At 74.4% G+C, this 22334-nt stretch carries 22 protein-coding genes; 12 read left to right on the top strand and 10 right to left on the bottom strand.

The window, feature by feature from the left end; all coding sequences use genetic code 11:
* Window positions 1-218 precede the first annotated feature (218 nt).
* On the bottom strand, window positions 219-1112 hold the full coding sequence (locus tag RM609_RS33530; protein WP_311616345.1) for a DUF3027 domain-containing protein: 894 nt from the start codon (window positions 1110-1112) through the stop codon (window positions 219-221).
* A 349-nt stretch (window positions 1113-1461) separates the two neighbouring features.
* Here RM609_RS33530 and RM609_RS33525 point away from each other — a divergent pair, with 349 nt between their 5' ends.
* The 4 genes from RM609_RS33525 to RM609_RS33510 are packed head-to-tail and all read left to right on the top strand — an operon-like array spanning window position 1462 to window position 5000.
* Window positions 1462-2856: an MFS transporter gene (locus RM609_RS33525; RefSeq protein ID WP_311616343.1), complete on the top strand. Its 1395-nt coding sequence runs from the start codon at window positions 1462-1464 to the stop codon at window positions 2854-2856.
* Window positions 2857-2882: 26 nt separating this feature from the next.
* The gene (locus tag RM609_RS33520; RefSeq protein WP_311616341.1) at window positions 2883-3398 is read left to right on the top strand and encodes a DUF2771 domain-containing protein; all 516 of its coding nucleotides are present in this window, start codon (window positions 2883-2885) and stop codon (window positions 3396-3398) included.
* 11 nt (window positions 3399-3409) lie between these two features.
* The gene (locus tag RM609_RS33515; protein ID WP_311616339.1) at window positions 3410-4147 is read left to right on the top strand and encodes a futalosine hydrolase; all 738 of its coding nucleotides are present in this window, start codon (window positions 3410-3412) and stop codon (window positions 4145-4147) included.
* 1 nt (window position 4148) lies between these two features.
* A complete protein-coding gene (locus RM609_RS33510; protein ID WP_311616337.1) occupies window positions 4149-5000 on the top strand; it encodes a 1,4-dihydroxy-6-naphtoate synthase in 852 nt (283 codons plus the stop codon).
* Between the two features lie 39 nt (window positions 5001-5039).
* Here RM609_RS33510 and RM609_RS33505 read toward each other — a convergent pair whose 3' ends face one another.
* Window positions 5040-5423: a cold-shock protein gene (locus RM609_RS33505; RefSeq protein WP_311616336.1), complete on the bottom strand. Its 384-nt coding sequence runs from the start codon at window positions 5421-5423 to the stop codon at window positions 5040-5042.
* Between the two features lie 203 nt (window positions 5424-5626).
* Here RM609_RS33505 and RM609_RS33500 point away from each other — a divergent pair, with 203 nt between their 5' ends.
* Window positions 5627-5875, top strand: coding sequence for a hypothetical protein (locus RM609_RS33500; RefSeq protein ID WP_311616334.1), 249 nt, complete (start codon window positions 5627-5629; stop codon window positions 5873-5875).
* 12 nt (window positions 5876-5887) lie between these two features.
* On the opposite strand, the gene RM609_RS33495 is transcribed toward RM609_RS33500, so the two are convergent.
* Window positions 5888-6559: an HAD family hydrolase gene (locus RM609_RS33495; RefSeq protein ID WP_438828600.1), complete on the bottom strand. Its 672-nt coding sequence runs from the start codon at window positions 6557-6559 to the stop codon at window positions 5888-5890.
* A gap of 129 nt (window positions 6560-6688) precedes the next feature.
* On the opposite strand from RM609_RS33495, the gene RM609_RS33490 reads away from it, so the two are divergent.
* From RM609_RS33490 to RM609_RS33480, 3 genes are read left to right on the top strand one after another with little or no spacing between them, the layout of a single operon-like run.
* Entirely contained in the window at window positions 6689-7720 is a 1032-nt protein-coding gene (locus RM609_RS33490) for a FecCD family ABC transporter permease (protein ID WP_311616330.1), read from the top strand.
* On the top strand, window positions 7717-8772 hold the full coding sequence (locus RM609_RS33485; protein WP_311616328.1) for a FecCD family ABC transporter permease: 1056 nt from the start codon (window positions 7717-7719) through the stop codon (window positions 8770-8772). Before RM609_RS33490 ends, RM609_RS33485 begins: the two co-directional genes overlap by 4 nt.
* On the top strand, window positions 8769-9578 hold the full coding sequence (locus tag RM609_RS33480; RefSeq protein WP_311616326.1) for an ABC transporter ATP-binding protein: 810 nt from the start codon (window positions 8769-8771) through the stop codon (window positions 9576-9578). Before RM609_RS33485 ends, RM609_RS33480 begins: the two co-directional genes overlap by 4 nt.
* A 38-nt stretch (window positions 9579-9616) precedes the next feature.
* On the opposite strand, the gene RM609_RS33475 is transcribed toward RM609_RS33480, so the two are convergent.
* Window positions 9617-10558: a hypothetical protein gene (locus RM609_RS33475; RefSeq protein ID WP_311616324.1), complete on the bottom strand. Its 942-nt coding sequence runs from the start codon at window positions 10556-10558 to the stop codon at window positions 9617-9619.
* A gap of 151 nt (window positions 10559-10709) precedes the next feature.
* Here RM609_RS33475 and RM609_RS33470 point away from each other — a divergent pair, with 151 nt between their 5' ends.
* Window positions 10710-13163, top strand: a complete 2454-nt coding sequence (locus RM609_RS33470; RefSeq protein WP_311616322.1) for a helicase-associated domain-containing protein — start codon at window positions 10710-10712, stop codon at window positions 13161-13163.
* Window positions 13164-13166: 3 nt separating this feature from the next.
* Here RM609_RS33470 and RM609_RS33465 read toward each other — a convergent pair whose 3' ends face one another.
* The 3 genes from RM609_RS33465 to RM609_RS33455 are packed head-to-tail and all read right to left on the bottom strand — an operon-like array spanning window position 13167 to window position 16586.
* The gene (locus RM609_RS33465; RefSeq protein WP_311616320.1) at window positions 13167-14630 is read right to left on the bottom strand and encodes a PTS transporter subunit EIIC; all 1464 of its coding nucleotides are present in this window, start codon (window positions 14628-14630) and stop codon (window positions 13167-13169) included.
* Window positions 14631-14662: 32 nt separating this feature from the next.
* The gene (gene murQ / locus RM609_RS33460) at window positions 14663-15598 is read right to left on the bottom strand and encodes an N-acetylmuramic acid 6-phosphate etherase (protein ID WP_311616318.1); all 936 of its coding nucleotides are present in this window, start codon (window positions 15596-15598) and stop codon (window positions 14663-14665) included.
* Between the two features lie 34 nt (window positions 15599-15632).
* Window positions 15633-16586 (bottom strand): MurR/RpiR family transcriptional regulator, encoded by a 954-nt coding sequence (locus RM609_RS33455; RefSeq protein ID WP_438828599.1) that lies wholly within the window; start codon window positions 16584-16586, stop codon window positions 15633-15635.
* A gap of 63 nt (window positions 16587-16649) precedes the next feature.
* Between RM609_RS33455 and RM609_RS33450 the strand changes: the two genes are divergently transcribed.
* Window positions 16650-17012: a DUF8819 family protein gene (locus tag RM609_RS33450; protein WP_438828598.1), complete on the top strand. Its 363-nt coding sequence runs from the start codon at window positions 16650-16652 to the stop codon at window positions 17010-17012.
* A 24-nt stretch (window positions 17013-17036) separates the two neighbouring features.
* Complete coding sequence (locus RM609_RS33445) at window positions 17037-17294, top strand: DUF4031 domain-containing protein (RefSeq protein ID WP_311616314.1); 258 nt, start codon at window positions 17037-17039, stop codon at window positions 17292-17294.
* Between the two features lie 84 nt (window positions 17295-17378).
* Here RM609_RS33445 and RM609_RS33440 read toward each other — a convergent pair whose 3' ends face one another.
* Window positions 17379-18650: a Cmx/CmrA family chloramphenicol efflux MFS transporter gene (locus RM609_RS33440; protein ID WP_311616349.1), complete on the bottom strand. Its 1272-nt coding sequence runs from the start codon at window positions 18648-18650 to the stop codon at window positions 17379-17381.
* 73 nt (window positions 18651-18723) lie between these two features.
* A complete protein-coding gene (locus tag RM609_RS33435; protein WP_311616312.1) occupies window positions 18724-19374 on the bottom strand; it encodes an HD domain-containing protein in 651 nt (216 codons plus the stop codon).
* A 94-nt stretch (window positions 19375-19468) separates the two neighbouring features.
* Between RM609_RS33435 and RM609_RS33430 the strand changes: the two genes are divergently transcribed.
* On the top strand, window positions 19469-20167 hold the full coding sequence (locus RM609_RS33430; protein WP_311616311.1) for a copper homeostasis protein CutC: 699 nt from the start codon (window positions 19469-19471) through the stop codon (window positions 20165-20167).
* A gap of 80 nt (window positions 20168-20247) precedes the next feature.
* Here RM609_RS33430 and RM609_RS33425 read toward each other — a convergent pair whose 3' ends face one another.
* A complete protein-coding gene (locus RM609_RS33425; protein ID WP_311616347.1) occupies window positions 20248-22299 on the bottom strand; it encodes a HelD family protein in 2052 nt (683 codons plus the stop codon).
* Window positions 22300-22334: the final 35 nt, after the last annotated feature.

The raw sequence follows: 22334 nt of genomic DNA, 5'->3' as shown, positions 1-22334 counted from the left end.
GGGCTGACCTCTTCGCGGTGCCTGCTATCGCTGTACGGGGTACCCCGAATTTGGCTCCAGCGGCGAAGAGCTCTTTACGCCCCGTACCAGGGCCCATCCGCCCCACCCCGCCCCCTCACGTCACTACCTCGGGGCTGCGCTTCCGGGCAATCGGGCGGGCGGGTGGGCGAAACCGCGCCGCCAGGCGCGGGGCACCCCCACCGGCGGCGAGCCGGAACTCAGGAGTGCCCGAGATCGTCCTCGGACTCGGCATCCGCCGCCTCGTTTTCCCGGAGCGGGAGGACATCCACCCGCGTCTCGTCGATCACCGGCGGAGCCGGCCGCGGCGGCCGCGGCATGACCGCGGCCTCCGAGTGCCCGCCGCACCCGTACGAGAGGGACACGACGTGCCCGTCCGCCGGACCGAACTCGTTCGCGCAGACACCGAACGCCTGGCCGAGCGAACCGCCGATGGGGACGAGGAAGCCGCAGCTGACGCAGGACGCGGGGGCCGCCTGGGCCATGGGGGTCTTGGAGCCGTGGGACTCGTCCCAGCGGTCGGCGGCGGTGTGCAGCCCGTAGCGGGAGAGGACCCGGGCGCGGCGCATGCCGAGTTCCTCGGCGAGGGCCGCGATGGAGCCGCGCCGGGGCGCGGTGGACAGGCTGCTCGGGGGGCCGGCCGTGACGTCCGCGTCCTCGGCCTCGACGAGCTCGGCCATCTCCGCGGAGATGGCGGAGTTCGGCGGCGGCTCCTCCTCGCCGGAGAGGCCCGGCTCCAGGCGGAGGTCCTCGGCGTCGGTGGGGAGCAGGTCGCCGGGGCCCATGTCGCCGGGGCGCAGCCGCTCGCTCCAGGGCACCCACTCGGGGGCGAGGAGGGCGTCGGAGCCGGGGAGGAGGACGGTCTCGTCAAGGGTGACGTTCTTGGCGCGGGAGGCGCGGGCGACGGTGACGGCCCAGCGCCAGCCCCGGTAGCCGGGGTCCTCGCAGAGGAAGTAGTGCGTGACGACGCGGTCCCCGTCGGCGACGACCTCGACGTGGTCGCCGACCTTGCCCGGCCGGGCCGCTTCCTCGGCGGCCGCCCGGGCGACGTCGACCGCCTCGGCGCACAGGCGGTCCGGGGTACGGCTTCGCATCGCAGCACTCACAAGAATCGATTCTCTCTTCCACGCCGTCTCACGAGTGCGCCAGCCGAACGATCGGGCCTGCGGACGGAGCGGACCACTGGGCCGCGTCGACGTCCGCGCCCGACGGCCTCGGGCGCACCTGTCATCACCCATTCTGCGGGATGGGGACTCGGGGTGCGGCCAAGAGCTACGGCCGGTGGCGCGCTACGCACGCTACCCCGCGCGGCCGCCCGGGGGATACCCGGGCTTCGGCGAGCCCGGCGCGTCGTCGTGAGCGACACCGGCGCGTCGTCACGGGCGCGCCCCGTGGATAAGGCGAAAGTGCCATGCACGGTGTCAGTTGGGGCAGTATGGCGTGGTGGGAGCCATCCGGTCAGCCGAGGGCGGTCCGCTCCGGCGTACGGCCCGGGGCGCCGGCCGGGTGCTGCGCGCCCCTTTCCAGGGTGCGGCGCGCGGCGTGCGCCGGGCGACGCACGCGCATGGCGCGGGCGAGTCGGGCCTGGGCAAGCTGATCGAGCTCCACGCGGTGAATTCGGCCGGTGATGTGCTGATCACCGTGGCGCTGGCGTCCACCGTCTTTTTTTCGGTCCCCACGGACCAGGCGCGGGGGCGGGTGGCGCTGTACCTGGCGGTGACGATGGCGCCGTTCGTCTTCCTCGCGCCGGTGATCGGTCCGCTGCTGGACCGGGTGCCGCACGGCCGGCGGGCGGCGATGGCCTCCGCGATGCTGGCGCGGGCGCTGCTGGCGCTGATGATGTCGGGCGCGGTGGCCACCGGCGGGCTGGAGCTGTATCCGGCGGCGCTGGGCGTGCTGGTGGCGTCCAAGGCGTACGGGGTGGTGCGCTCGGCCGTGGTGCCGAGGCTGCTGCCACCGCGGATCGCGCTGGTGAAGGCGAATTCCCGGGTGACGCTGGGCGGCCTGCTGGCCACGGGCCTGGCGGCCCCGCTGGGCGCGGCGCTGCATCAGCTGGGGCCTCAGTGGCCGCTGTACGGGGCGTTCGTGGTGTTCGCGTTCGGGACGTACCTGTCGTTCTCGCTGCCGCCCAAGGTGGACTCGGCCAAGGGTGAGGCGCGGGCCCGGTTGACGGCTCCGGAGTCCCGGCGGCGGGGTCCGGTCATGCGGAGTCCGGTCACGCGGCGGGGAAAGGCCAGGGCTCCCGGGCTGCGCACGGTGGGGGCGTCGGTGGTGCACGGCCTCCAGGCCAACGGGGCGCTGCGGATGCTGTCGGGGTTTCTTACGTTTTTCCTGGCGTTTCTGCTGAGAGTGCATCCGCTGGGCGGGCTGAGTCCGGCGTTCTCGCTGGGTGTGGTGGCCGTGGCGGCCGGTGCGGGGAACGCGCTGGGGACGGCCATCGCGGCGCTGCTGCGCTCGCGCGGGCCGGAGAAGATGATCGCGCTGGTGCTGTCGGTGACGCTGGGGACGACGGTCGTGGCGGCGGTGCTGTTCGGGGCCTTCATGGTGGTCGTGGTGGCGGCGGTCGCGGGGATCTCGCAGGCGCTGGGGAAGCAGTCGCTGGATTCCCTCATTCAGCGGGATGTCCCGGAGGAGGTGCGGACGTCCGCGTTCGCCCGATCGGAGACACTGCTGCAGATGTGCTGGGTGGTGGGCGGGGCCATCGGGATCCTGCTGCCGCTCAATGGTGTGGTGGGGATGTCGGTGGCGGCGGCGTTCCTGGCGCTGGGCGTGGCCACTGCCGTACGGGGGCTGCTGGCGGCCGCCCGGCGCGGCTCGCCGCACCCGCGCGTGGCCTGATGCGAGGGGCCCGATAGCCTGCCCGCATGACCGTTACTGATGACCTCGCGGTGTCGGGTCGCGCCTCCGGGGAACTCGGCCGCGGCAAGCGCCGCCGTGCCGCTGCCGCCGTCGGGGCCGTGGCCCTCGGGCTCGTCGCCCTCACCGCCTGCGACAAGCCCACGCCGCTGGCGACCGTGACCGTCGGTTCGACCACGGTGACCTCCGAAGCCGCCTGCTACGACGACGGCAACGCCCTCGGCAACGAGAAGGTCGCCTCCTGCCTCAAGGAGAGCGCCGAGAAGACCGTCAAGGCGTCCATGGAGGACAAGCTCCGCTTCGGTGTCGACCCGAAGATCGCCGATGAGGGCTGGACCATCTTCATCAACGGCCAGCCCGCCGAGCAGGAGCCGAACAAGAAGACGTACCGGACGATCCCGGCCAGCGCCTTCTTCGCCGGCGGCCAGGGTGGTGCGGCCGCCAAGACGCAGGTCAGCATCGTCGAGGTGAGCACGGGCAAGGCCCTGGGCGTCTGGAACTTCAACATCGAGCGCGAGTCCTGATCCCGCGACCGATGCGTGTCCTCGTCGTCACCGCCGTCCCGGCGGAACGCGACGCCGTGACCGCCGCCGCGCCGGAGCGGCGGGAGTTCCCGCTGCCCGGCGGCGCCGTGCTGCACCGGGTGGTGCCGGACGGCGGCGCGGTGGTGTGCGACGTACTGGCCGCCGGTGTCGGCCCGGCCGCAGCGGCGGCCGGGGCGGCGACGGCGCTGACCGCCGCCGCGCTCGCGGGCGACCCCTACGGACTGGTGGTCTCGGCGGGCATCGCGGGCGGCTTCGCGCCCGTAGCGCCCGTCGGCGCGGTGGTGGTGTCCGACACGATGGTCGCCGCCGATCTGGGCGCCCAGTCCGGCGACGGCGGTTTCCTGTCGGTCACCGAGCTGGGCTTCGGCTCGCACTCCCACCGGGCCGCCGAGGAGCTCGTACGGGCCGTGGCCGGGGCGACCGGCGCGGTGCGCGGCGAGGTGCTGACCGTCTCCACCGCCACCGGCACCGCCGAGCGGGCCGGTGAGCTGGCCGGCCGTCACCCGGGCGCGGTGGCCGAGGGCATGGAGGGCTTCGGCGTCGCCGAGGCCGCGAAGGCCCATGGGGTGCCCGTGCTGGAGCTGCGGGCGGTGTCCAACGAGGTCGGGCCGCGCGACAAGGGCGCCTGGCGCATCGGGGAGGCGCTGCGCGCGCTCACCGGTGCCTTTGTGACGCTTTTTCCGGTATTGGGTTCGTCGACCGACTCGTTGCCTGTTCAAGGGGGCTGATATGAGCGCGCCGCTCAAGATCGCTTATTCGCCGTGTCCCAACGACACCTTCGTCTTCGACGCCTGGGCACACGGCCGGATCCCCGGCGCCCCCGCCCTGGACGTCACCTTCGCGGACATCGACGTCACCAACGGCATGGCCGAGCGCGGTGAATTCGACGTGCTGAAGGTGTCCTACGCGGTGCTGCCGTGGGTGCTCGACGAGTACGCGCTGCTGCCCTGCGGCGGGGCGCTGGGACGCGGTTGCGGCCCGCTGGTGCTGACCCGGGAGGCCGGGAGCGCGGCGGATCTGGCGGGGAAGACCGTCGCCGTGCCGAGCGAGCGCTCGACGGCCTATCTGCTGTTCCGGCTGTGGGCGGCCGCCGAGGTCCCCGGCGGGGTCGGCGAGGTCGTGGTGCTGCCCTTCCACGAGATCATGCCGGCCGTGCGGGACGGCAAGGTGGACGCCGGTCTGGTCATCCACGAGGCCCGCTTCACCTACGCGAACTACGGGCTGCACAAGCTCGCCGACATGGGCGAGCACTGGGAGGACACCACGGGCCTGCCCATTCCGCTGGGCGCCATCATCGCCAAGCGCTCACTGGGCGCGGAGCGGCTGAGGTCGCTGGGCGAGGCGGCGCGTACGTCCGTGCGGATGGCCTGGGACGATCCGGCGGCCTCGCGTCCGTATGTCCTGGCGCACGCCCAGGAGATGGACCAGGCGGTGGTGGACCAGCACATCGGGCTGTACGTGAACGAGTTCACCGCGGGTCTGGGCGAGGACGGCTACGCCGCCGTGCGCGGGCTACTGACGCGCGCCGCGGCCGAGGGGCTCGTACCTCCCCTCGGCCCGGACGCGCTCGACTTCGTGTGATCGGCATGGGTGGCCCCGGCGGGGCCGCCCATGACCGCGTCAGACGTCCAGCTGGTCCGCGACGGCCCGCAGCATGCCCGCGATCTTGGAGCCCTGGGCCTTCTCCGGGTAGCGGCCTCGCTCGAGCTGCTGGGTGACGTTCTCCAGGAGCGTGGTGAGGTCCTGGACGATGGAGGCCAGCTCATCGGGCTTGCGGCGCTGCGCGGCGGCGACCGACGGGGGGGCTTCGAGCAGGGTCACCGACAGCGCCTGGTCACCGCGCTGGCCGGCCACCACGCCGAACTCCACGCGCTGGCCGGGCTTGAGGGCGTCGACCCCGTCCGGGAGCACCGAGGAGTGCACGAAGACGTCGCCGCCGTCGTCGCGGGAGAGAAAGCCGAAGCCCTTCTCGCTGTTGAACCACTTGACCTTGCCGGTAGGCACGTCTGTCCTCGTCCTCGTGTCTCGTCGGATACCGAAAAAACGAATAAATCGCTGCAATCAAGAGAAAAACAGCTCTGGATAGCACTACAGCGGGTCGCAAGACCCGCTACCCCCAAGGCTAATGGTCCCGGGCCCGGTGACAAGACGTCCTCGGGTCGTACCTCTGCGCGTCCAGTCCGTGCCCTGGGATCTACCCTGGTCAGGTGAGTAGCGAAACGCCCCGAGCCGGGGATCTGCTGGTACGGACCGGCGCCGTCGTCTTTCTCGTCGGCGCGGTGGCCACTTTGGCCACGGTCGCCCCGCTGTTCCTCGGTGCCGATCCCCTGCCGCCCGCAGCGTACTTCGTCTGCATGCTGATGGGAGTGGGATTCCTGATCTCCGGCGCGGGAGTGCTGCGCTCCATCGCCGAGCAGCGCCGCGAGGCGCGCGGAGCGATGGAGTCCGCGAGCTAGCGAGCCGTCCCGTCAGCCCGTCGGGCCGGCGCGGTGGCCGCGCAGCCAGGCCGGGAAGTCGGTCAGGCCGCCGGGCAGGACCACGTCCGCCCCGGCCGCGCGCAGTTCGGCCGCGCCGTACGGCCCGGTGGGCACCGCCACGGCGAGCGCGCCGGCCTTCCGCGCGCCGCGTACGTCCCCGATGTGGTCGCCCACGTAGACGGAGGCGTCGTGGGCGCGCAGGGCGAGGGCCTTGTCCTCGGCCCACAGGTCGCCGATGAGCTCGTCGGCGTCGATGCCCAGGTGGTCCAGATGGAGCCGGGCGTTCCGGGGGTTCTTGGCGGTGACGACGATGGACCGGCCGCCCAGTTCCCGGATGGCGGCCAGGGAGTCCAGCGCGCCCGGCATCGCGGGCGAGGGGGCGATGCCGTGCTGGGGGTAGCCGGCCAGGTAGAGGGCGTTGGCCTCGGCGATCCGCTCCTCCGGGAACCAGTTGCGCAGTTCCTCGACGAGCGGCGGGCCCAGTCTGCTGATGACCAGGTCGAGGTCGATGTGGGTGTCCGTGGCGGCCGCGAGCGCCGCGTAGGCGGCCCTGATGCCGGGCCGCGAGTCGACCAGGGTCAGATCGAGGTCGAAGCCGACCGTGAAGGCGTACCGGTGGTCCGTGCGCGGGGTCGTGCTCGGATACGGGGTCATGCCCCACATTGTGCCAAGCACCCCACCCGTACACTTAGCCTCGCCTAACCACAACCGTTCGCGGCATTGGCGTCGCCATGACCTCAATGCCGGATTGTCGACCTGCCGACCCTTTTGAGGCCGGCCGTTTTGGAAGCGATGTCAGCCGCCGTCCCGATCAGCAGCCCCGGACCGTCCTCGGTCCGCCGCCGCGTCGGCTGGATGGCGGCAGCGCTCGCCGCCCTGCTCGTCGCGGCCCTGTTCAGCCTCGCCGTCGGCAGCCGCCCGGTGGCCCCCGCCCACGTCCTCGACGCGCTGCTCCACGGAGGCACGGATCCCGACTCCGTGACCGTGCGCAGCTTCCGCGTGCCGCGCACCCTGATCGGGGTGATGGTCGGCGCGGCCCTCGCCCTGGCCGGCACCGCGCTCCAGGGCATCACCCGCAACCCCATCGCCGACCCGGGCGTCCTCGGCATCAGTCAGGGCGCCTCGCTGGGCGTCGTCGTCGCCATGACGGCGGCGGGGCTCCACCGCTTGAGCGACTACGTCTGGTTCGGCTTCGTGGGCGCCGCCGTGGCCTCCGTGGGCGTCTACGCCGTCGCCACGCGCGGGCGCGGCGGTGCCTCGCCGGTGAAGCTGGCGCTGGCCGGGGCCGCGATCAACGCGCTGCTGGTCTCCGTCATCTCCGGCGTCCTGACCACGCGGGCGTCGGCGCTGGACGAGTTCCGCTTCTGGCAGGTCGGCTCGATCGCCGGGCGCGACGCGGCCATCGCCGGGCAGCTCTGGCCGTTCCTGCTGGTGGGCGCCGCGGCCGTGCTGGCGTCCGCCCGGGGGCTGGACGCGCTCGCGCTGGGCGAGGACATGGCGAAGGGCCTGGGCCGCAACGTGGGGCTCGTCCGGATCACCGCCGGGCTCGGCGCCACCGTGCTCACCGGCGCCGGGGTCGCGGCCGCCGGCCCGATCGCCTTCCTGGGCCTGGCCGTCCCGCACATCGCCCGCGCGCTCGTGGGCACCGGCCACCGCTGGGTGCTGCCCATGGCCGCGCTCCTCGGCCCCGTGATCCTGCTGACCGCCGACGTCCTCGGCCGGGTGATCTACACGGAGGGCGAGGTGCCGTCCGGGGTGATGACCGCGCTGCTCGGCCTGCCCTTCCTGGTCACGCTGGTCCGCCGCAAGGCGGTGGCGGCGTGAGCGCGATACCCGGCGCCCGACCGCACGGGTACGCGCTCGTGCGGGCCGGGCGCGGCTCGTTCCTCGTCCACCGGCGGGCCACGGCCGTCGCCCTGGGGCTGACCGTGCTGCTGGCCGGCGCGTGCCTGGCGTACCTGTGCCTGGGCATGCCGAACACGTCGCCGGGCGAGGTCCTGAAGGTGCTCCTCGGGCAGCCGTCGCCGGCCGAGTTCGCCGTGGGCACCGCCAGGCTGCCCCGGATGACCGTGGGCCTGCTCGCCGGGGCGGCCTTCGGCGTGGCCGGGGCGCTCATCCAGACCGTCGCCCGCAACCCGCTGGCCAGCCCCGACGTCATCGGGGTCAGCCAGGGCGCGGGGGCGCTGACGGTCGGGGCGATGACCTTCGGGATCACCTCGTACTCCGCCCTGCCGTATCTGTCGGTGGTGGGCGGGCTGCTCGCGGCGGGCCTCGTCTACGCCTTCGCGTGGCGGGGCGGACTCCAGGCCGCGCGCTTCGTGCTCATCGGCATCGGCTTCGCCGTCGCCCTGCGCTCGGTCACCCACCTGTTCCTGACCAAGGGCGACTACCTCGTCGCCCAGCAGGCCAAGGTGTGGCTGACGGGCTCCCTGAGCGCGCGCGGCTGGGACGAGGCGGCCCCGCTCGCCTGGACCCTGCTGGCCGCCCTGCCCGCGGTGTGCTGGGCGGCGCGGGTGCAGCGCACGGTGTCGCTGGACGACGCCACCGCGACCGCGCTGGGCGTCCGGCTGAACCGGACCCGGCTGGGGCTGGTGGGCCTCGGCGTCGTCCTCGCCTCCGTCGCCACGGGCGCGGCCGGCCCGGTGGACTTCGTGGCGCTGCTCGCCCCGCAGATCGCCCGCCGCATGACCCGCACCGCGCAGATCCCGCTGCTGGGCTCGGCGCTGCTGGGCGCGTTCATCGTGGTGACGGCGGACCTGCTGGGGCGCAAGCTCCTGGAGCCCACCCAGCTGCCGGTGGGCGTCCTCACGGCGGCCGTGGGGGCGCCGTACCTGATCTGGCTGATCGCCCGCGGGCGTACGGGAGGGAAAGCGTGACTGTCGCTACGAGCGCTACGAGCCGATTGGGTGCCCGGGACCTGACGCTCTCCTACGAGGAGCGCACGGTCGTCGAGGGCCTGGACCTGGACGTCCCGGACGGCGAGGTCACGGTGATCGTCGGCCCCAACGCGTGCGGCAAGTCGACGCTGCTGCGCGCGCTGGGGCGGCTGCTGAAGCCCGCGCGGGGTTCGGTGCTGCTGGACGGCGAGGAGCTCGCCCGCGTCCCCACCCGGCGGGTCGCCCAGTCGCTGGGGCTGCTGCCCCAGACCCCCGTGGCGCCCGAGGCCATCACCGTCGCCGACCTCGTCGCCCGGGGCCGACAGCCCCACCAGCGGTGGTGGCAGCAGTGGTCCGAGGACGACGAACGGGCCGTCACCGACGCCATGACCCGCACGGACGTCGCCGCGCTCGCGGACCGTCAGGTGGACGAACTCTCCGGCGGGCAGCGCCAGCGGGTGTGGATCGCGATGGCACTCGCCCAGGAGACGGACCTGCTGCTGCTCGACGAGCCGACGACGTACCTGGACATCTCCCACCAGGTCGAGGTCCTGGACCTCGTCCGGCGCCTCAACCACGAGCGGGGGCGGACGGTGGTGGCCGTGCTCCACGACCTGAACCAGGCGGCGCGGTACGCGGACCACTTGGTCGCGATGAAGGCGGGCCGGGTTGTCGCACGGGGGCGGCCGTCGGAGGTCGTGACGGCGGAGCTCGTACGGGAGGTCTTCGGCCTGGAGGCGGTCATCGTCCCGGATCCGGTGACGGGTGGACCTCTGATCGTGCCGGGGAGGCCGTGGCAGGGGTGACTACCCCGGTCCGGGGGTGGTCACCCCTCCCCCAGGCGTCACCCCGGCCGCCGCGCCCGCCACAGCACGAACGCCGCTGACGCCACCGCCGCCACCTTCACCACCACCGGCCATGTCTCCGCCAGGGCCGCCGCCATCGCCCCCTGCGGTATCGGGTCGCCCCAGCGACCCTCCGTGCGGCCCCAGAGCCAGATCACCGCGCCGGCCACCGCCAGGCCGGGGACGCCCATGACGGCCCACTTCGACTCCGTCTGCGTAAGGCGGCGCGTCGCGTACGCCAGCGCCCAGCCCGCCGCGAGCACCAGCCAGTTGCCGAGGATCGCCCCGACGATCAGGAGTACGGCCACGAGCAGGAGGAGCGGGCTCATGGGGACGCCCTCCTTGGAGCGCCAGAAGCTGAAGCGGCGGTCGTCGGCCGGGGAGTCCGACCCGTCGTCGGCCTGCTCCGCCGCCGAGGAGGCCGGCTCGTTCTCGACGGCCTCCGGCCGCTTCACCGGCGGCGGCTTCAGCATGTCCGGGATCTCGATCCCCCCGGTGAAGCCATGCACGGCGTCCCCGCCACCCGCATCCGTCTTCGTGAACGGCCCCGGCTCCACCCGCCACCAGTCCGCCGTCGCGCCGAGCTCCTCCTCCGTCGCCAGGTGCGGCGGCGCCGCCGGTCCGCCGAGCCGACGCCCGCGCGGCACGGAGGGCACCGCCTCCTCCGCGTCGGCCCGCCGCTGCGCCGGCACCCGCCCCACATCGGACGTCACTCCCGTCGCCCCGGCCGCCACCGCCTCCGACGGCGTGCCCAGCCCGTCGAGGATGCGCTGCACGGCGGTGGGGGTGTCGGCGCCCTCGACGGCGCGGCGGCGTTCGATCTCGGCGCGCAGCCGGGAGACCAGCCGCATCCGGTCGCCGGAGGTGAGCGACTGTCTCTGGGCGAGGTCCCCGACCCTGCTCAGATAGTCGTAAACCAGCTGATCGCTCTCGATCCCCACCGAAGCCCCCAAGGCCGCACGAGCCGTCGAACCCCATCGAAGGTACCGGTTCCGCACCCACCGTCACCCCGTCACGGACGAAGCCGGACGAAGCCCTGACGAAGCCGGTGAACCCGGGGCCGCGACACCACGACCCGGTACCGTAAACAGAATGACCACTTCGCGGGAGAACGGCAGCACCGGCGGCGGCACGGCGGCGGCGCCGCGCACACTCGCCGAGGAGCTGCGGGGGCGGCCCGACGACGCCCTCGGCGATCTCCTGCGCGCCCGGCCCGACCTGCTCAGTCCCGTGCCCGGCGACCTCACCCAGCTCGCCACCCGCGCCGCCACCCGGGCCTCCGTCGTGCGGGCGCTGGACCGGCTCGACCGGTTCGCGCTCCAGGTCGCCGAGGCGCTGGCCGTGGCCCCGGACCCCTGCCCGTACGGGACGCTCGCCGCACTCATGAACGGCGACCGACCGGATGACCCCCGGGTCGCCGCCGAGCTCCCCCGCGCCGTCGCCACGCTGCGCGAGGCGGCCCTGGTCTGGGGCGGCGAGGACCGGCTGCGGCTCGTCCGGACCGTCCGGGAGCTCCTCGCGCCGTCCCCCGGCCACCCCTCCCCCACCGGGCTGGGCCCCGCCGTCATCGAGGTGACGGCCGGAATGTCACCCGGACGGATCCAGCAGATCATCGCGACGGCCGGGCTGCCCGCGACCCACGATCCGGTGACCGCCGTGGCAGCGCTGACCTCCCTTTTCGAGGACCGTGAACGCATGGCCGCGCTGCTGAGCGACGCGCCCGCAGAGTCCCTCGCCGTGCTCGGCAGGCTCCAGTGGGGCCCGCCCTACGGCACGGTCACCGCCACGCCCGCCCCGCACCTGCGCTGGCTCCTCGACCGGGGCCTGCTGCTGACCGTCACCCCCGGCAGCGTCGTCCTGCCCCGCGAGGTGGCCCTGCACCTGCGCGCCGGGCTCGCGCACCGCACCCCCGAGCCGGTCGCTCCCTCACTCGAGCCCGTCACCGAACACTCGGTCCAGGTCGTCGACGCGGCCGCCGCCGGCCAGGCGTTCACCGCGCTCACGACCGTCGAGGAGCTCCTCGCCGACTGGGAGACCGCCGGCCCGCTCGTGCTGCGCGCGGGCGGCCTGAGCGTACGGGACCTCAGGCGCGCCGCGAGCCACCTGGACACCACCGAGACGGCCGCCGCGTTCTGGGCCGAGCTGGCCTACGCGGCGGGCCTGCTCGCCTCCGACGGCGGCGTCGACGAGCGCTACGCCCCGACGCCCGCCTACGACGACTGGCTGCAGCTGCCCGCCGAGCGGCGCTGGCAGCACCTGGTGACGGCGTGGCTGGCCATGACCCGCACGGCCGGCCTCGCGGGCGAGAAGGACGCCAAGGGCCGGATGCTCTCCGTCCTCGGCCCGGACCTCGACCGCTCCCCCGCCCCCGAGGTCCGCCGCCGGGTGCTGACCCTCCTCGCCGGGCTGCCCGCCGGGGCGTCCGTCACCGAGGAGACGCTGCTGACCCGGCTGCGCTGGGAACGGCCGCCCCGCGCGGCGGCCCCGGACGCGCCCGAGGACACCCGCTCGCGGCTGGCCCGCTGGGCGCTCGCCGAGGCGGAGCTGCTGGGCGTGACGAACCGGGGCGCGCTCTCCGCGCCCGGCCGCGCCCTGCTCGACGCCCCCGAGAAGGCCCCCGGCCTGCTCGCCCCGCTGCTGCCCGAGCCCCTGGACCACGTCCTCCTCCAGGCGGACCTGACCGCCGTCGCCCCCGGCCCGCTGCGGCGCCCGCTCGCGCAGGCCCTGGGCGTACTCGCGGACATCGAGTCCAAGGGCGGCGCGACCGTCTACCGCTTCACCCCCGAGTCGGTGCGCCGCGCCCTGGACGCGGGCCGTACGGCGGCCGATCTCCACGCGTTCCTCGCCGCGCACTCGCGTACGCCCGTGCCGCAGCCGCTCGCCTATCTGGTGGACGACATGGCCCGGCGGCACGGCCGGCTGCGGGTCGGCGCGGCGTCGTCGTACCTGCGCTGCGACGACGAGGCGGTGCTCGGCGAGCTCCTCGCCGACCGCCGCTCGGCGCCGCTGCGGCTGCGCCGGCTCGCCGGGACGGTCCTGGCGGCGCAGGTCGAGCCCGACGCGCTGCTGGAGGGGCTGCGGGCGATGGGATACGCGCCGGCGGCCGAGTCCGCCGAGGGCGACGTGCTGATCAGCCGCGCCGACGCCCACCGCACACCGCCGCGCACCGCCCCGGCGCCCGTACCCGACGGGCCGCCCGTCCCCGACGCCACGCTGCTGGGCGCGGCAGTCCGCGCCGTACGGGCCGGTGACCTGGCCGCCACGGCCGAGCGCAAGCCCGTAGCCGCCCCGGCCACCGCCGCCGGCGGGCTGCCCCGCACCACGTCCGCCGACACCCTCGCCACGGTCCAGGCCGCCGTCCTCACCGGCGCCGCCGTCTGGATCGGCTACGTCAACGCGGAGGGCGCGGCCAGCCAGCGCGTCATCGCCCCCATCCGCGTGGAGGGCGGCTTCGTCACGGCGTACGACCACACGGCGGACGAGGTGCGGACGTATCCGCTGCACCGCATCACGGGAGTGGCGGAACTGGCGGACGACGTGGTCTAAAAATCAGCTTCTCCGGCGTTTGAGGAGCGGGGTCTGGGGCGGAGCCCCAGGAAACGGTGAGAGGGCGGGACTGGGGCCCCTCACACCGAACAGGTACGTGGCCACGAACCCGGCCCCATAACCGACCAACAACCCCGCCCCGTAGACCACCACGGCCCTCCCCAGCCCGTGATTCCCCGCGAGCAGCGGAAAGAGCGCCCACCCCGACGGCCCGATGGCCGTCGCCCCCACCGTGTCGCCCAGTTGGTGGAACAGCCCCACGAACGCGCCCCCGAACGCGCCCCCCACGCACGCCGTGGCGAACGGCCTCCCCAGCGGCAGCGAAACCCCGTAGATCAGCGGCTCCCCGATGCCGAGAAGCCCTGCCGGAAGGGCGGACCGGATCACCTTCCGCACCGACGCGTCGCCCGCCGACCGTACGTGGACCGCCAGCGCGGCACCCACCTGCCCCGCGCCCGCCATCGCCAGGATCGGCAGCAGGACCGTGGAGCCCCGCTCGGCGATGAGCGTGGTGTGGATGGGGATCAGCGCCTGGTGAAGGCCCAGCATCACCAGCGGCAGGAACAGCCCGCCCAGCGCGAAGCCCGCCACCACGCCCCCGTTGGCCAGCAGCCACTCCGCGCAACGGCCGATCGCCGACGACACCTCACCCGCCACGAACATCAGCCCGTACAGCGTCACCAGCCCCGGCAGCAGCACCGTCAGGAAAGGCGTCACCAGCACGTCCAGGGCCTCCGGCACCACCCGCCGGCACGCCTTCTCCACGACCGTCCCCAGCAGCGCCGCGCCCAGCGCACCCAGCACCCCGCCCTGCCCGGGCGCCAGTTGCCGGCCGAAGACTGCGACGTGTGTGACGCCGGGGTAGACGATGACGGCCGCGACCGCCCCGCCCAGCACGGGCGTGCCGCCGAACTCCTTCGCCGTCTGGTACCCGACGAAGACCGCGATCAGCGACATGAAGCCGGACGCGATCGCGGACAGCGCCGGGACGAGCGCGGGCAGCCAGTGGAGATTGGCCAGCAGCCCGCCGGCACCGGCGATGACGCCGCAGCCGACGAGGGCGGGGATCAGCGGTACGAAGATCTGGGCGAGGCGACGGAGGAAGAGCTTGCCGGGCGTGGCGTTACGGGCCCGCTGCCGGTCCCGCAGCGCGGCACCGCGCTCGGCGAGGACCTCGGCCGCCGTCCCGCCCGCGGCCGTCACACCCGCGGCCGATGCCTCCGCCACCAACCGTTCCAGCTCCGGCGCCACCCGGGCGACCGTCCCCGGACCCAGCACGACCTGGAACGACTCCCCGTCCTCCACCACGCCCGGCACGCCGGGCAGCGCCCGTAGTTCCGCGCCCCTGACCTGCGACCGGTCCGCGACCTCCACCCGCAGCCGGGTCATGCAGTGGCCGACGGTACGGACGTTGCCGGCGCCGCCGAGGAGGGGGAGGAGGGCGGCGGCGATGTCCTGAGGGTTCATCAGGGCACGACGGTACGGCCCATGACGGCGGATCAGCCGTGCGCCGCGCCCGCCGCGCGCAGGGCGGCGCGCAGATGGCCGTGCGACTCCGCCAGCAGCCGGGCGGCCGTGGGCCCGTCGACCTCGCCGAGGAGGATCAGGATGGCGTTCTTCACCTCGCCCCCGGCGCCGGTCAGCGCCGCCTCGATCTCGTCGTCCGCCGCGCCCGTCGCCAGCGAGACGATCCGCCGGGACCGGGCGCGCAGCTTCTCGTTGGAGGCGCGGACGTCGACCATGAGGTTTCCGTAGGTCTTGCCGAGCCGCATCATCGTGATCGTCGAGATCATGTTGAGGACGAGCTTCTGCGCCGTGCCCGCCTTCAGCCGGGTGGAGCCGGTGAGGAGTTCGGGCCCCACGACGACCTCGACGGCGTGCTCGGCGGCCGCGCCCAGCGCCGAACCGGCGTTGCAGGCCAGCCCCACCGTGAGCGCCCCGGCCGCGCGGGCGTGCCGGACGGCCCCCACCGCGTAGGGGGTGCGGCCCGAGGCGGAGACGCCGACGACCGTGTCGTCGGGCCCGAGCTTCAGCGCGTCCAGGTCGGCGGCGGCCCGCGCCGCGTCGTCCTCGGCCCCTTCGACGGCCGCCACCAGGGCCTCGGGGCCGCCCGCTATCAGGCCGACGACCTGCCCGGGGCCGGTGTTGAACGTCGGCGGGCACTCGCTGGCGTCCAGCACCCCCAGCCGGCCGGCCGTGCCCGCGCCCGCGTAGATCAGCCGGCCGCCGCGCGCCATCCGTTCGGCGGTCGCGTCGATGGCCGCGGCGATCTCGGGGAGCCGGGCCGCGACGGCGGCGGCGACCATGGCGTCCTCCGCGTTCATGATCTCGGCGATGTCCCGGGTCGGCAGCCGGTCGATGTCGGCGAGGTCCGGCCGGAACGCCTCCGTGGTGAGGGCGGCCAGCTGCGCCCGGAGCGCGGCGGACGAGTTCATGGGCGGTTCCTCGGCATCAGCAGGATCAGCAGGATCAACGCCGGTCACGCGGGGCGTGCCGATGGGCCAGCGCCTCGTACGAAGCGGACAGGGCGGGCGCCGCGCGTTCATACGTACGCTGCGCGACCCCGATGAACAGGCAGTCCACCACGAGCAGCTGGCTCGTGCGACTCGACATGGCCGCCGGGCGCAGCTCGCTCTCCCGGGCGGAGGACGTGGTGAGGATGTGATCGGCGTACTGGGCGATGTCCCCGTCCGGCCGCCCGGTGATCGCGACGGTGGTCGCCCCGCGCTCGAAGGCGACGCGCAGCGGCTCGATGACGTCGGTGGTGCGCCCGGAGTGGGTGATGGCGATCGCCACGTCCCCGGAGCGCAGCTGGACGGCGTTGGTGACCGCCAGGTGGGGGTCGCCGGGCGCGTGGGCGATCAGGCCGATGCGCAGCAGCTTCTGGACGAGGTCCTGGCCGACGAGGTTGGAGGCGCCGATCCCGTAGACGTCGACGCGCCGGGCGGCGGCGAGGGCGCCGACGGCCGCCTCCAGCGCGGCCGCGTCGAGCCCGGCGGCGGTGTCCGCCAGGCACTGCGCCTCCTCCTGGGCGAGCTTGGCGACGACGTCGGCCAGCGGGTCGTCGACGGCGATGTCGGCGGTGACGGCGGGCGCCCGGCCCGCCGCCTGCTCGGCCGCGAGCGCGGCGAGCGCGAGCCGCAGGTCGCGGTAGCCGGGGTAGCCGAGGACGCGGGCGGTGCGTACGACGGTGGCCTCGCTGGTGCCCGTGAGCTCCGCGAGCCCGGTGACGGTCAGCGCCGCGGAACCGGCCGGATCGCCCGCCACGGTCTCGGCGACGCGCTGCATGGAGCGGGTCATGGAGGGCGCGAGGGTGCGGACCTTGGCGGCCAGGGCGGCGGGCGGGGTCGGGAGCGCCGGGCGGGCCGGGCGGGGAGTGGCCGGACGGGAAGTGACGGAAGTTTCCTTCACCTTGCTGCTCACATCGTGAAAGGTATTTTCGGCCCGGTGTGCCGTCAACCCTCCGGGCCCCCGACAATGGATCGCATGGAGCTCGAACAGGCACTGCACACGGCGCGCGCGCTCGTCCTCGCCGATCTGGTGGCGGGCGACGTGGCCGACGCCGACGTCGTCTCGCTGGTCGAGGACGCGGTCACGCACCGGCGGTGGTGGGTCGAGCAGTGGCCCGAGGGCATGGCGTTCCTGCCCGGTCTGGTGGCCCAGGACGTCCAGGACGCCCTGCTGGAGCGGCACGGCCGCTGGCCCCTGTGCCCGGTCTGCACGGACACGGGCGACCCCCACGCCCTGGAGGTGGAGCCCGAGCTCGGCCCCGACCCGCACTGGGCCTGCGCCAAGCAGGCCGTGCTGATCGCGCCCGTGGGCTCCCTGGCGACGGCCCTCGGACACTGACCCGGGTGACCTGGTGACATTCCGGTGACCCTCTACATCGACCCCCCGAACTGGCCGGGCCACGGCCGTATGTGGTCCCACCTGGTCAGCGACGTCTCCTTCGACGAACTCCACGCCTTCGCCGCCCGCGTGGGCCTGCCCGGCCAGGCGTTCGACGGGGATCACTACGACGTGCTGTCGACGGCGTACGGGGATGCCGTGCGGCTGGGGGCGGTGGAGGTGAGCAGCCGCGAGGTGGTGCGGTTGCTGAGGGGGGCGGGGTTGCGGCGCCCGAAGCGGTAGGGGTTCCCGCCGGGGGGCCGGGGGCCTGCCCCCGGGAAACGGTGAAAGGGCGGGACCGGGGCACCCTCCCCGCCGCAGCGGCGCTCAGCCACGTCGTACGAGCCCGGCGGTGCCGGACTCAGCTGCGGCACCCGCCCCACCCGTCACCACCCGAGACACCCCGTGGTGCAGCCGCGAGGCCACGGCCGTCGTCCCCAGCGCCAGCACCGCCAGCACCGCCCCCAGCCACGCCACCGCCGGATAACCCCATCCCGCCGAGATGACGAGCCCGCCCAGCCAAGGCCCGACCGTGTTGCCGATGTTGAACGCGGACGTCGTCGTCGCCCCCGCGAGCGTCGGTGCCGCGTTCGCGACGTTGAACATCCGCGCGTTGAGCGCGGGCGCCGTGACGAACGCCGCGACGCCGAGCAGCAGCGCCAGCGCCACGGCCGCGACCGCCAGATGGGCGGTCAGCGCCAGCAGGGCCATCACGGCGGCGGACGCCGCGATCCCGCCGTACATCGTGCCGAACAGGTGCGCGTCGGCGATCCGCCCGCCGACGGCCGTGCCGATGAGCGCTCCGACGCCGAAGAGGGCGAGCACGGTCGGCACCCAGGACTCCTTGAGCCCGGCGGTCTCCGTGAGCAGCGGGGCGAGGTAGGAGAAGAGGGAGAAGACGGCGGCGGCGTTGAGCGCGGTGGCGATCAGCGCGAGCCAGACCTGCCGGTCACGGTAGATGGCCAGCTCCGAGCGCAACCGCGGCGCGTCCGCGCCGTCCGCCCCGCCCGCCCGCGCGGTCCCCGGCACCAGCGCCAGGACCCCCGCGAGCCCGAGCACCGACATCCCGGCCACCGCCCAGAACGCCGCGCGCCAGCCCGCGTGCTGCCCCAGCAGCGCACCGGCGGGCACGCCGACGATGTTGGCGATGGACAGGCCGCCCACCATCACCGCCATGGCCCGGGCCCGGGCGTCCGCCGGCACCAGCGACACGGCCACCGCCGCGCCGACCGCCCAGAACCCGGCGCAGGCCAGCGCGCTCACCACCCGGGACGCGAACAGCACCCCGTACGAGGGCGAGAGCGCCCCCGCCACCTGGCCGAGGCCGAAGACGGCGAGCAGCGCCACCAGCGTCGTCCGGCGGGGCAGCCGCAGCGTCGCCGCCGCGAGCACGGGCGCGCCGACGACCATGCCGATGGCGAACGCGGACACCAGCAGCCCGGCGCGCGGGATGGAGACGTCCATGTCACGGGCGATGGGCTGGAGCAGCCCGGAGAGCATGAACTCGGACGTACCGAGGGCGAATACGGACAGGCCGAGGACGTACACGGCGGCGGGCATGGACGTACGGGGACGCTGGGGAGCGGAGTTCGGCGGCATACCCATGGCCAGCATGATCACCGTCGGAGGTATTCCCTCCAGTCACACCAGCCCCTTACACCCCCTGCACATCTCAACCGGTGAGCAGTTCCAGCTCGGCGGCGAGGTTGCGGCGTGCCAGCAGTTCCCAGCGGTCGTGGCCCAGCGGGGTGCGGAACAGCCGGGGCAGCGCCAGCAACTGGCGCAGCACGCCGGCGCGACCCTCGCGGAAGAGGTCGTCGGGCACGAAGCCGTACTCCTCGCGGACGGCCGCCGCGTAGCGCGCGTACTCCCGCGGGGTGCCGCCGAGGACGGCGAGGTCGGCGTCGCAGAGCGTCTCGCCGTCGCGGTCGCCGGGGGCGGGGTCGTGGCTGACGGTGAGCCGTACGAGGCGGACGACCTCAGCGGTACGGGCGTGGTCCACGCCCAGCTCGGGCAGGGCGCGCTCGGCGAGGTGGGCGGAGCGCTCCTCGTTCTCGGAGCGGTCGGGGCGGTAGACGGCGTCGTGGAACCAGGCGGCGAGCCGGACGGTCTCGATGTCGTCGGCGTGGGGAGCGAGCGAGTCGAGGTGGCCGAGGACGGCGGCGAGGTGGTCGACCGTGTGGTAGCGGCGCTGCGGCTCCTCCCAGCGCGCCAGGAGGTCGTCGGCGTACGGGGCGGGGTCCGGGTCGGGGGCGGCGCGGACCCGCTCGACGGTCTCCCGCCAGCGGGCGCGCAGGGCCTCGTGGGGGTTCGTGGCTGCCATGAGTCGATTATGTGCCCCGTATATGTGCCCCGTAAGAGGGGCGAAAACGGGGACGGCTACATGCGCGGGCCGCGCGTGTGGCACGCTTGAGTACATGTCTAGACCAATTCTTGAGGTGATCGCGCTCGGCGCCGAGGACGCGGCGGCCGCACAGGCCGGAGGTGCGGACCGGCTCGAACTGGTCAGCGACATGGCCGCCGACGGCCTCACCCCCGCCCGGGAGACCTTCGCCGCCGTACGGGCCGCCGTCGACATTCCCGTACGGGTGATGCTGCGCGCCACGGACGGCTTCGCGGTGGGCGGCGCGGCGGCGCTGGACGCCCTGTGCGGCACGGCGCGGGCGCTGCGGGCGGAAGGGGCGGAGGAGTTCGTCCTCGGCTTCCTGACCGACGACGGCCGGGCCGACCTCCCGGCGGTGGCGGCCCTCGCCGACGCGCTCGGGCCCCGGGCCCGCTGGACCTTCCACCGCGCGATCGACCGCGCGGCGGACCGCGACGCCCTCCGCAAACAGCTCGCCGACCAGCCCGGCCTCGACACCTACCTCACCGCCGGCTCCGCCTCCGGCGTCGACGACGGCCTCGCCACGCTCCTCGCGGAGGCGACGCGCTCCGACGAACCCGGCTACGAGCCGCAGATCATGGCCGGCGGGGGCCTGAAGCTCAAGCACGTGCCGGTGCTGCGCTCGGCGGGCATCGCCGCCTTCCACATCGGCGGCGCGGCGCGCCCTTCCGGCTGGGACGCACCGGTCTCGGCGGACGCGGTCCGCGCGTGGCGCGCGGCGCTGGACGGCTGACGCCCAGGCGCTGACGCGCGGTGTCCTCAAACGCCGGACGGGCTGCTGCGCCTTGTCCTCAAACGCCGGACGGGCTGAGATCAGCCCGTCCGCAGCGCCCCCGGCAAATCCTCCGCGTGCACCACCGTCAGCCCCGAGACCGCCCGCGTCAGCGCCACGTACAGCCGTCGCAGCCCCGTCCGCTCGTCCGGCTCGCCGGCCACCACCGCCGCGGGCTCGTCGAGCACCACGTAGTCGTACTCCAGGCCCTTCGCCAGGGACGCCGGTACGAGCGTCAGCCGTGCCGTCTCCGTCGTCTCCTCGCCCGGGGCGAGATACGGCAACCCCGCACCGGCCAGCGCCTCCCCCAGCACCCCGATCCGCGCGTCCGCCGCGATCAGGCCGACGGAACCCTCCCGTTCCAGCGCCTCGCGGCACGCGGCGACCACCGCCTCGTCCAGCACGCCGACGGCGTCCACACCCCGTACCGAGAAGTCGCCCGGCGACTCCCGCATGGACGTCGCCGCCGCCAGACCCGGCGCGATCGCGGGCAGCAGCCGCGACGCGTACGCGATGACCTCGCGCGGCACGCGGAAGCCCTGCGTCAGCTCCTCCACCGCCGCCTCCGGCTTGCCCAGGTGGGCCAGCGCCTCCGCCCAGCTCGCCGTCGCCCACGGCGTCGTGCCCTGCGCGATGTCGCCGAGGATCGTCGCCGAACCGGTCGTACAGCGGCGGCCCACCGCGCGGTACTGCATGGGCGATAGGTCCTGCGCCTCGTCCAGGACGACATGGCCCAGCGACGGGGTGCGCGAGACGAGGTCCATCGCCTCGTCGATCAGCACCGCGTCGGCGGCGGACCACTTCGCCGACCGCGTGCTCCGGGCCGGCCGGGCCCACAGCACGGCCCGCTGCTCGTCCTCCGTCAGCACCCCGGCCGCGTGCTCCGCCAGGAACTCCGCGTCGGACAGCAGCCGCAGCACCAGCTTCGCCGGGTCGACGGCCGGCCACGCGGCCTTGACCGCCGCCTTCACGGCCGCGCTGCGCGCGACCGCGTCCTGCACCCGGTCGTCGGGGGCCTCGCCGGCCTCCTCCATCCGTACGAGCACGGCGTGCGCGATGCGCTGCGGCAGCGCCTCACGCGCGGCGCCGTAGCGGATATCGCGGTCGAGCAGCTCCCGCACCATCTCCTCGATCTCGTACGCCGGGACCCGCCAGCGCCGCGACCCGCGCACCACGACCACCGGCTCCACCGGCATCGTCACCCCCGCCCGCACCGCGCGCCGCAGCACCTCGGCCATCCGGGCGTCGCCCTTGATCCGCGCCGCCTCGGCGGAGTCCGCGCCCCGCACCTCCACATGCCCGACGAGGTCGTCGACGGTCGCCTGCGCGACGTTCAACTCACCGAGGGCGGGCAGCACTTGCTCGATGTAGCGGAGGAAGGACCGGTTGGGCCCGATGACGAGCGTGCCGGTGCGGGCGAGGCGCTCGCGGTGGGCGTAGAGCAGATAAGCGACACGGTGCAGCCCGACAGCCGTCTTCCCGGTACCGGGCGCCCCCTGGACGCACACCGTGCCGCCGATGCCGGCGCGGACGATCTCGTCCTGCTCGGGCTGGATGGTCGCGACGATGTCCCGCATGGGGCCGACGCGCGGCCGTTCGATCTCGGTCTGGAGCAGCCGGCTCGCCTGCTCGCCGCCCGCCGCGTCCGTGAGGTCCTCGTCCTCGTAGGCGGTCAACTCGCCGCCCGTGTAGCCGAACCGGCGGCGCGTCCCGACGTCCATCGGGTCCTTCTTCGAGGCCCGGTAGAACGGCTGGGAGACCGGCGCACGCCAGTCGATCACCATGGGGTCGCCGTCGGCGTCGTGGACGTGCCGCCGCCCGATGTAGAAGCGCTCCCCCTCGGCCCCCTCCGCCTGGTCCGCCGCGGGCGCGCGGAGATAGTCCAGCCGTCCGAAGAAGAGCGGGGTGTGCGCGAGATCGGCGAGGGCGGCGATACGCTCGTCGATCTGCCGTTGGAGGACGGCGGCGTTGACCCAGTTGGCGGTGACATCCTTGATGTCGAGCGCCTCCACGTCGGCCCGCATCGCCCGCAACGCGGTGCGGGACGAGGCGAGATGGGCGCGCTCCCGCTCCAGGGGATCGTTCGCGTTCATGGTGTGCGCGGGCACGGCGGAGCCTCCAGACGTAC

The organism is Streptomyces hesseae (assembly GCF_031845785.1).
In the GTDB taxonomy this organism is placed as follows: Bacteria; Actinomycetota; Actinomycetes; order Streptomycetales; family Streptomycetaceae; genus Streptomyces; species Streptomyces hesseae.
Note: the sequence above shows the minus strand (reverse complement) of the source record. Positions and strands in the feature narration are given on the sequence as shown.

What these genes read in the sequence shown, in the direction of transcription:
- RM609_RS33510 (WP_311616337.1), top strand. Translation starts at nt 4,149, where the DNA reads ATGAGCGCGCCGCTCAAGATCGCTTATTCGCCGTGTCCCAACGACACC.
- RM609_RS33495 (WP_438828600.1), bottom strand. Translation starts at nt 6,559, where the DNA reads ATGTGGGGCATGACCCCGTATCCGAGCACGACCCCGCGCACGGACCAC.
- RM609_RS33430 (WP_311616311.1), top strand. Translation starts at nt 19,469, where the DNA reads ATGTCTAGACCAATTCTTGAGGTGATCGCGCTCGGCGCCGAGGACGCG.
- RM609_RS33435 (WP_311616312.1), bottom strand. Translation starts at nt 19,374, where the DNA reads ATGGCAGCCACGAACCCCCACGAGGCCCTGCGCGCCCGCTGGCGGGAG.
- RM609_RS33515 (WP_311616339.1), top strand. Translation starts at nt 3,410, where the DNA reads ATGCGTGTCCTCGTCGTCACCGCCGTCCCGGCGGAACGCGACGCCGTG.
- RM609_RS33530 (WP_311616345.1), bottom strand. Translation starts at nt 1,112, where the DNA reads ATGCGAAGCCGTACCCCGGACCGCCTGTGCGCCGAGGCGGTCGACGTC.
- RM609_RS33470 (WP_311616322.1), top strand. Translation starts at nt 10,710, where the DNA reads ATGACCACTTCGCGGGAGAACGGCAGCACCGGCGGCGGCACGGCGGCG.
- RM609_RS33465 (WP_311616320.1), bottom strand. Translation starts at nt 14,630, where the DNA reads ATGAACCCTCAGGACATCGCCGCCGCCCTCCTCCCCCTCCTCGGCGGC.
- RM609_RS33520 (WP_311616341.1), top strand. Translation starts at nt 2,883, where the DNA reads ATGACCGTTACTGATGACCTCGCGGTGTCGGGTCGCGCCTCCGGGGAA.
- RM609_RS33440 (WP_311616349.1), bottom strand. Translation starts at nt 18,650, where the DNA reads ATGCCGCCGAACTCCGCTCCCCAGCGTCCCCGTACGTCCATGCCCGCC.
- RM609_RS33425 (WP_311616347.1), bottom strand. Translation starts at nt 22,299, where the DNA reads ATGAACGCGAACGATCCCCTGGAGCGGGAGCGCGCCCATCTCGCCTCG.
- murQ (WP_311616318.1), bottom strand. Translation starts at nt 15,598, where the DNA reads ATGAACTCGTCCGCCGCGCTCCGGGCGCAGCTGGCCGCCCTCACCACG.
- RM609_RS33450 (WP_438828598.1), top strand. Translation starts at nt 16,650, where the DNA reads ATGGAGCTCGAACAGGCACTGCACACGGCGCGCGCGCTCGTCCTCGCC.
- RM609_RS33490 (WP_311616330.1), top strand. Translation starts at nt 6,689, where the DNA reads ATGTCAGCCGCCGTCCCGATCAGCAGCCCCGGACCGTCCTCGGTCCGC.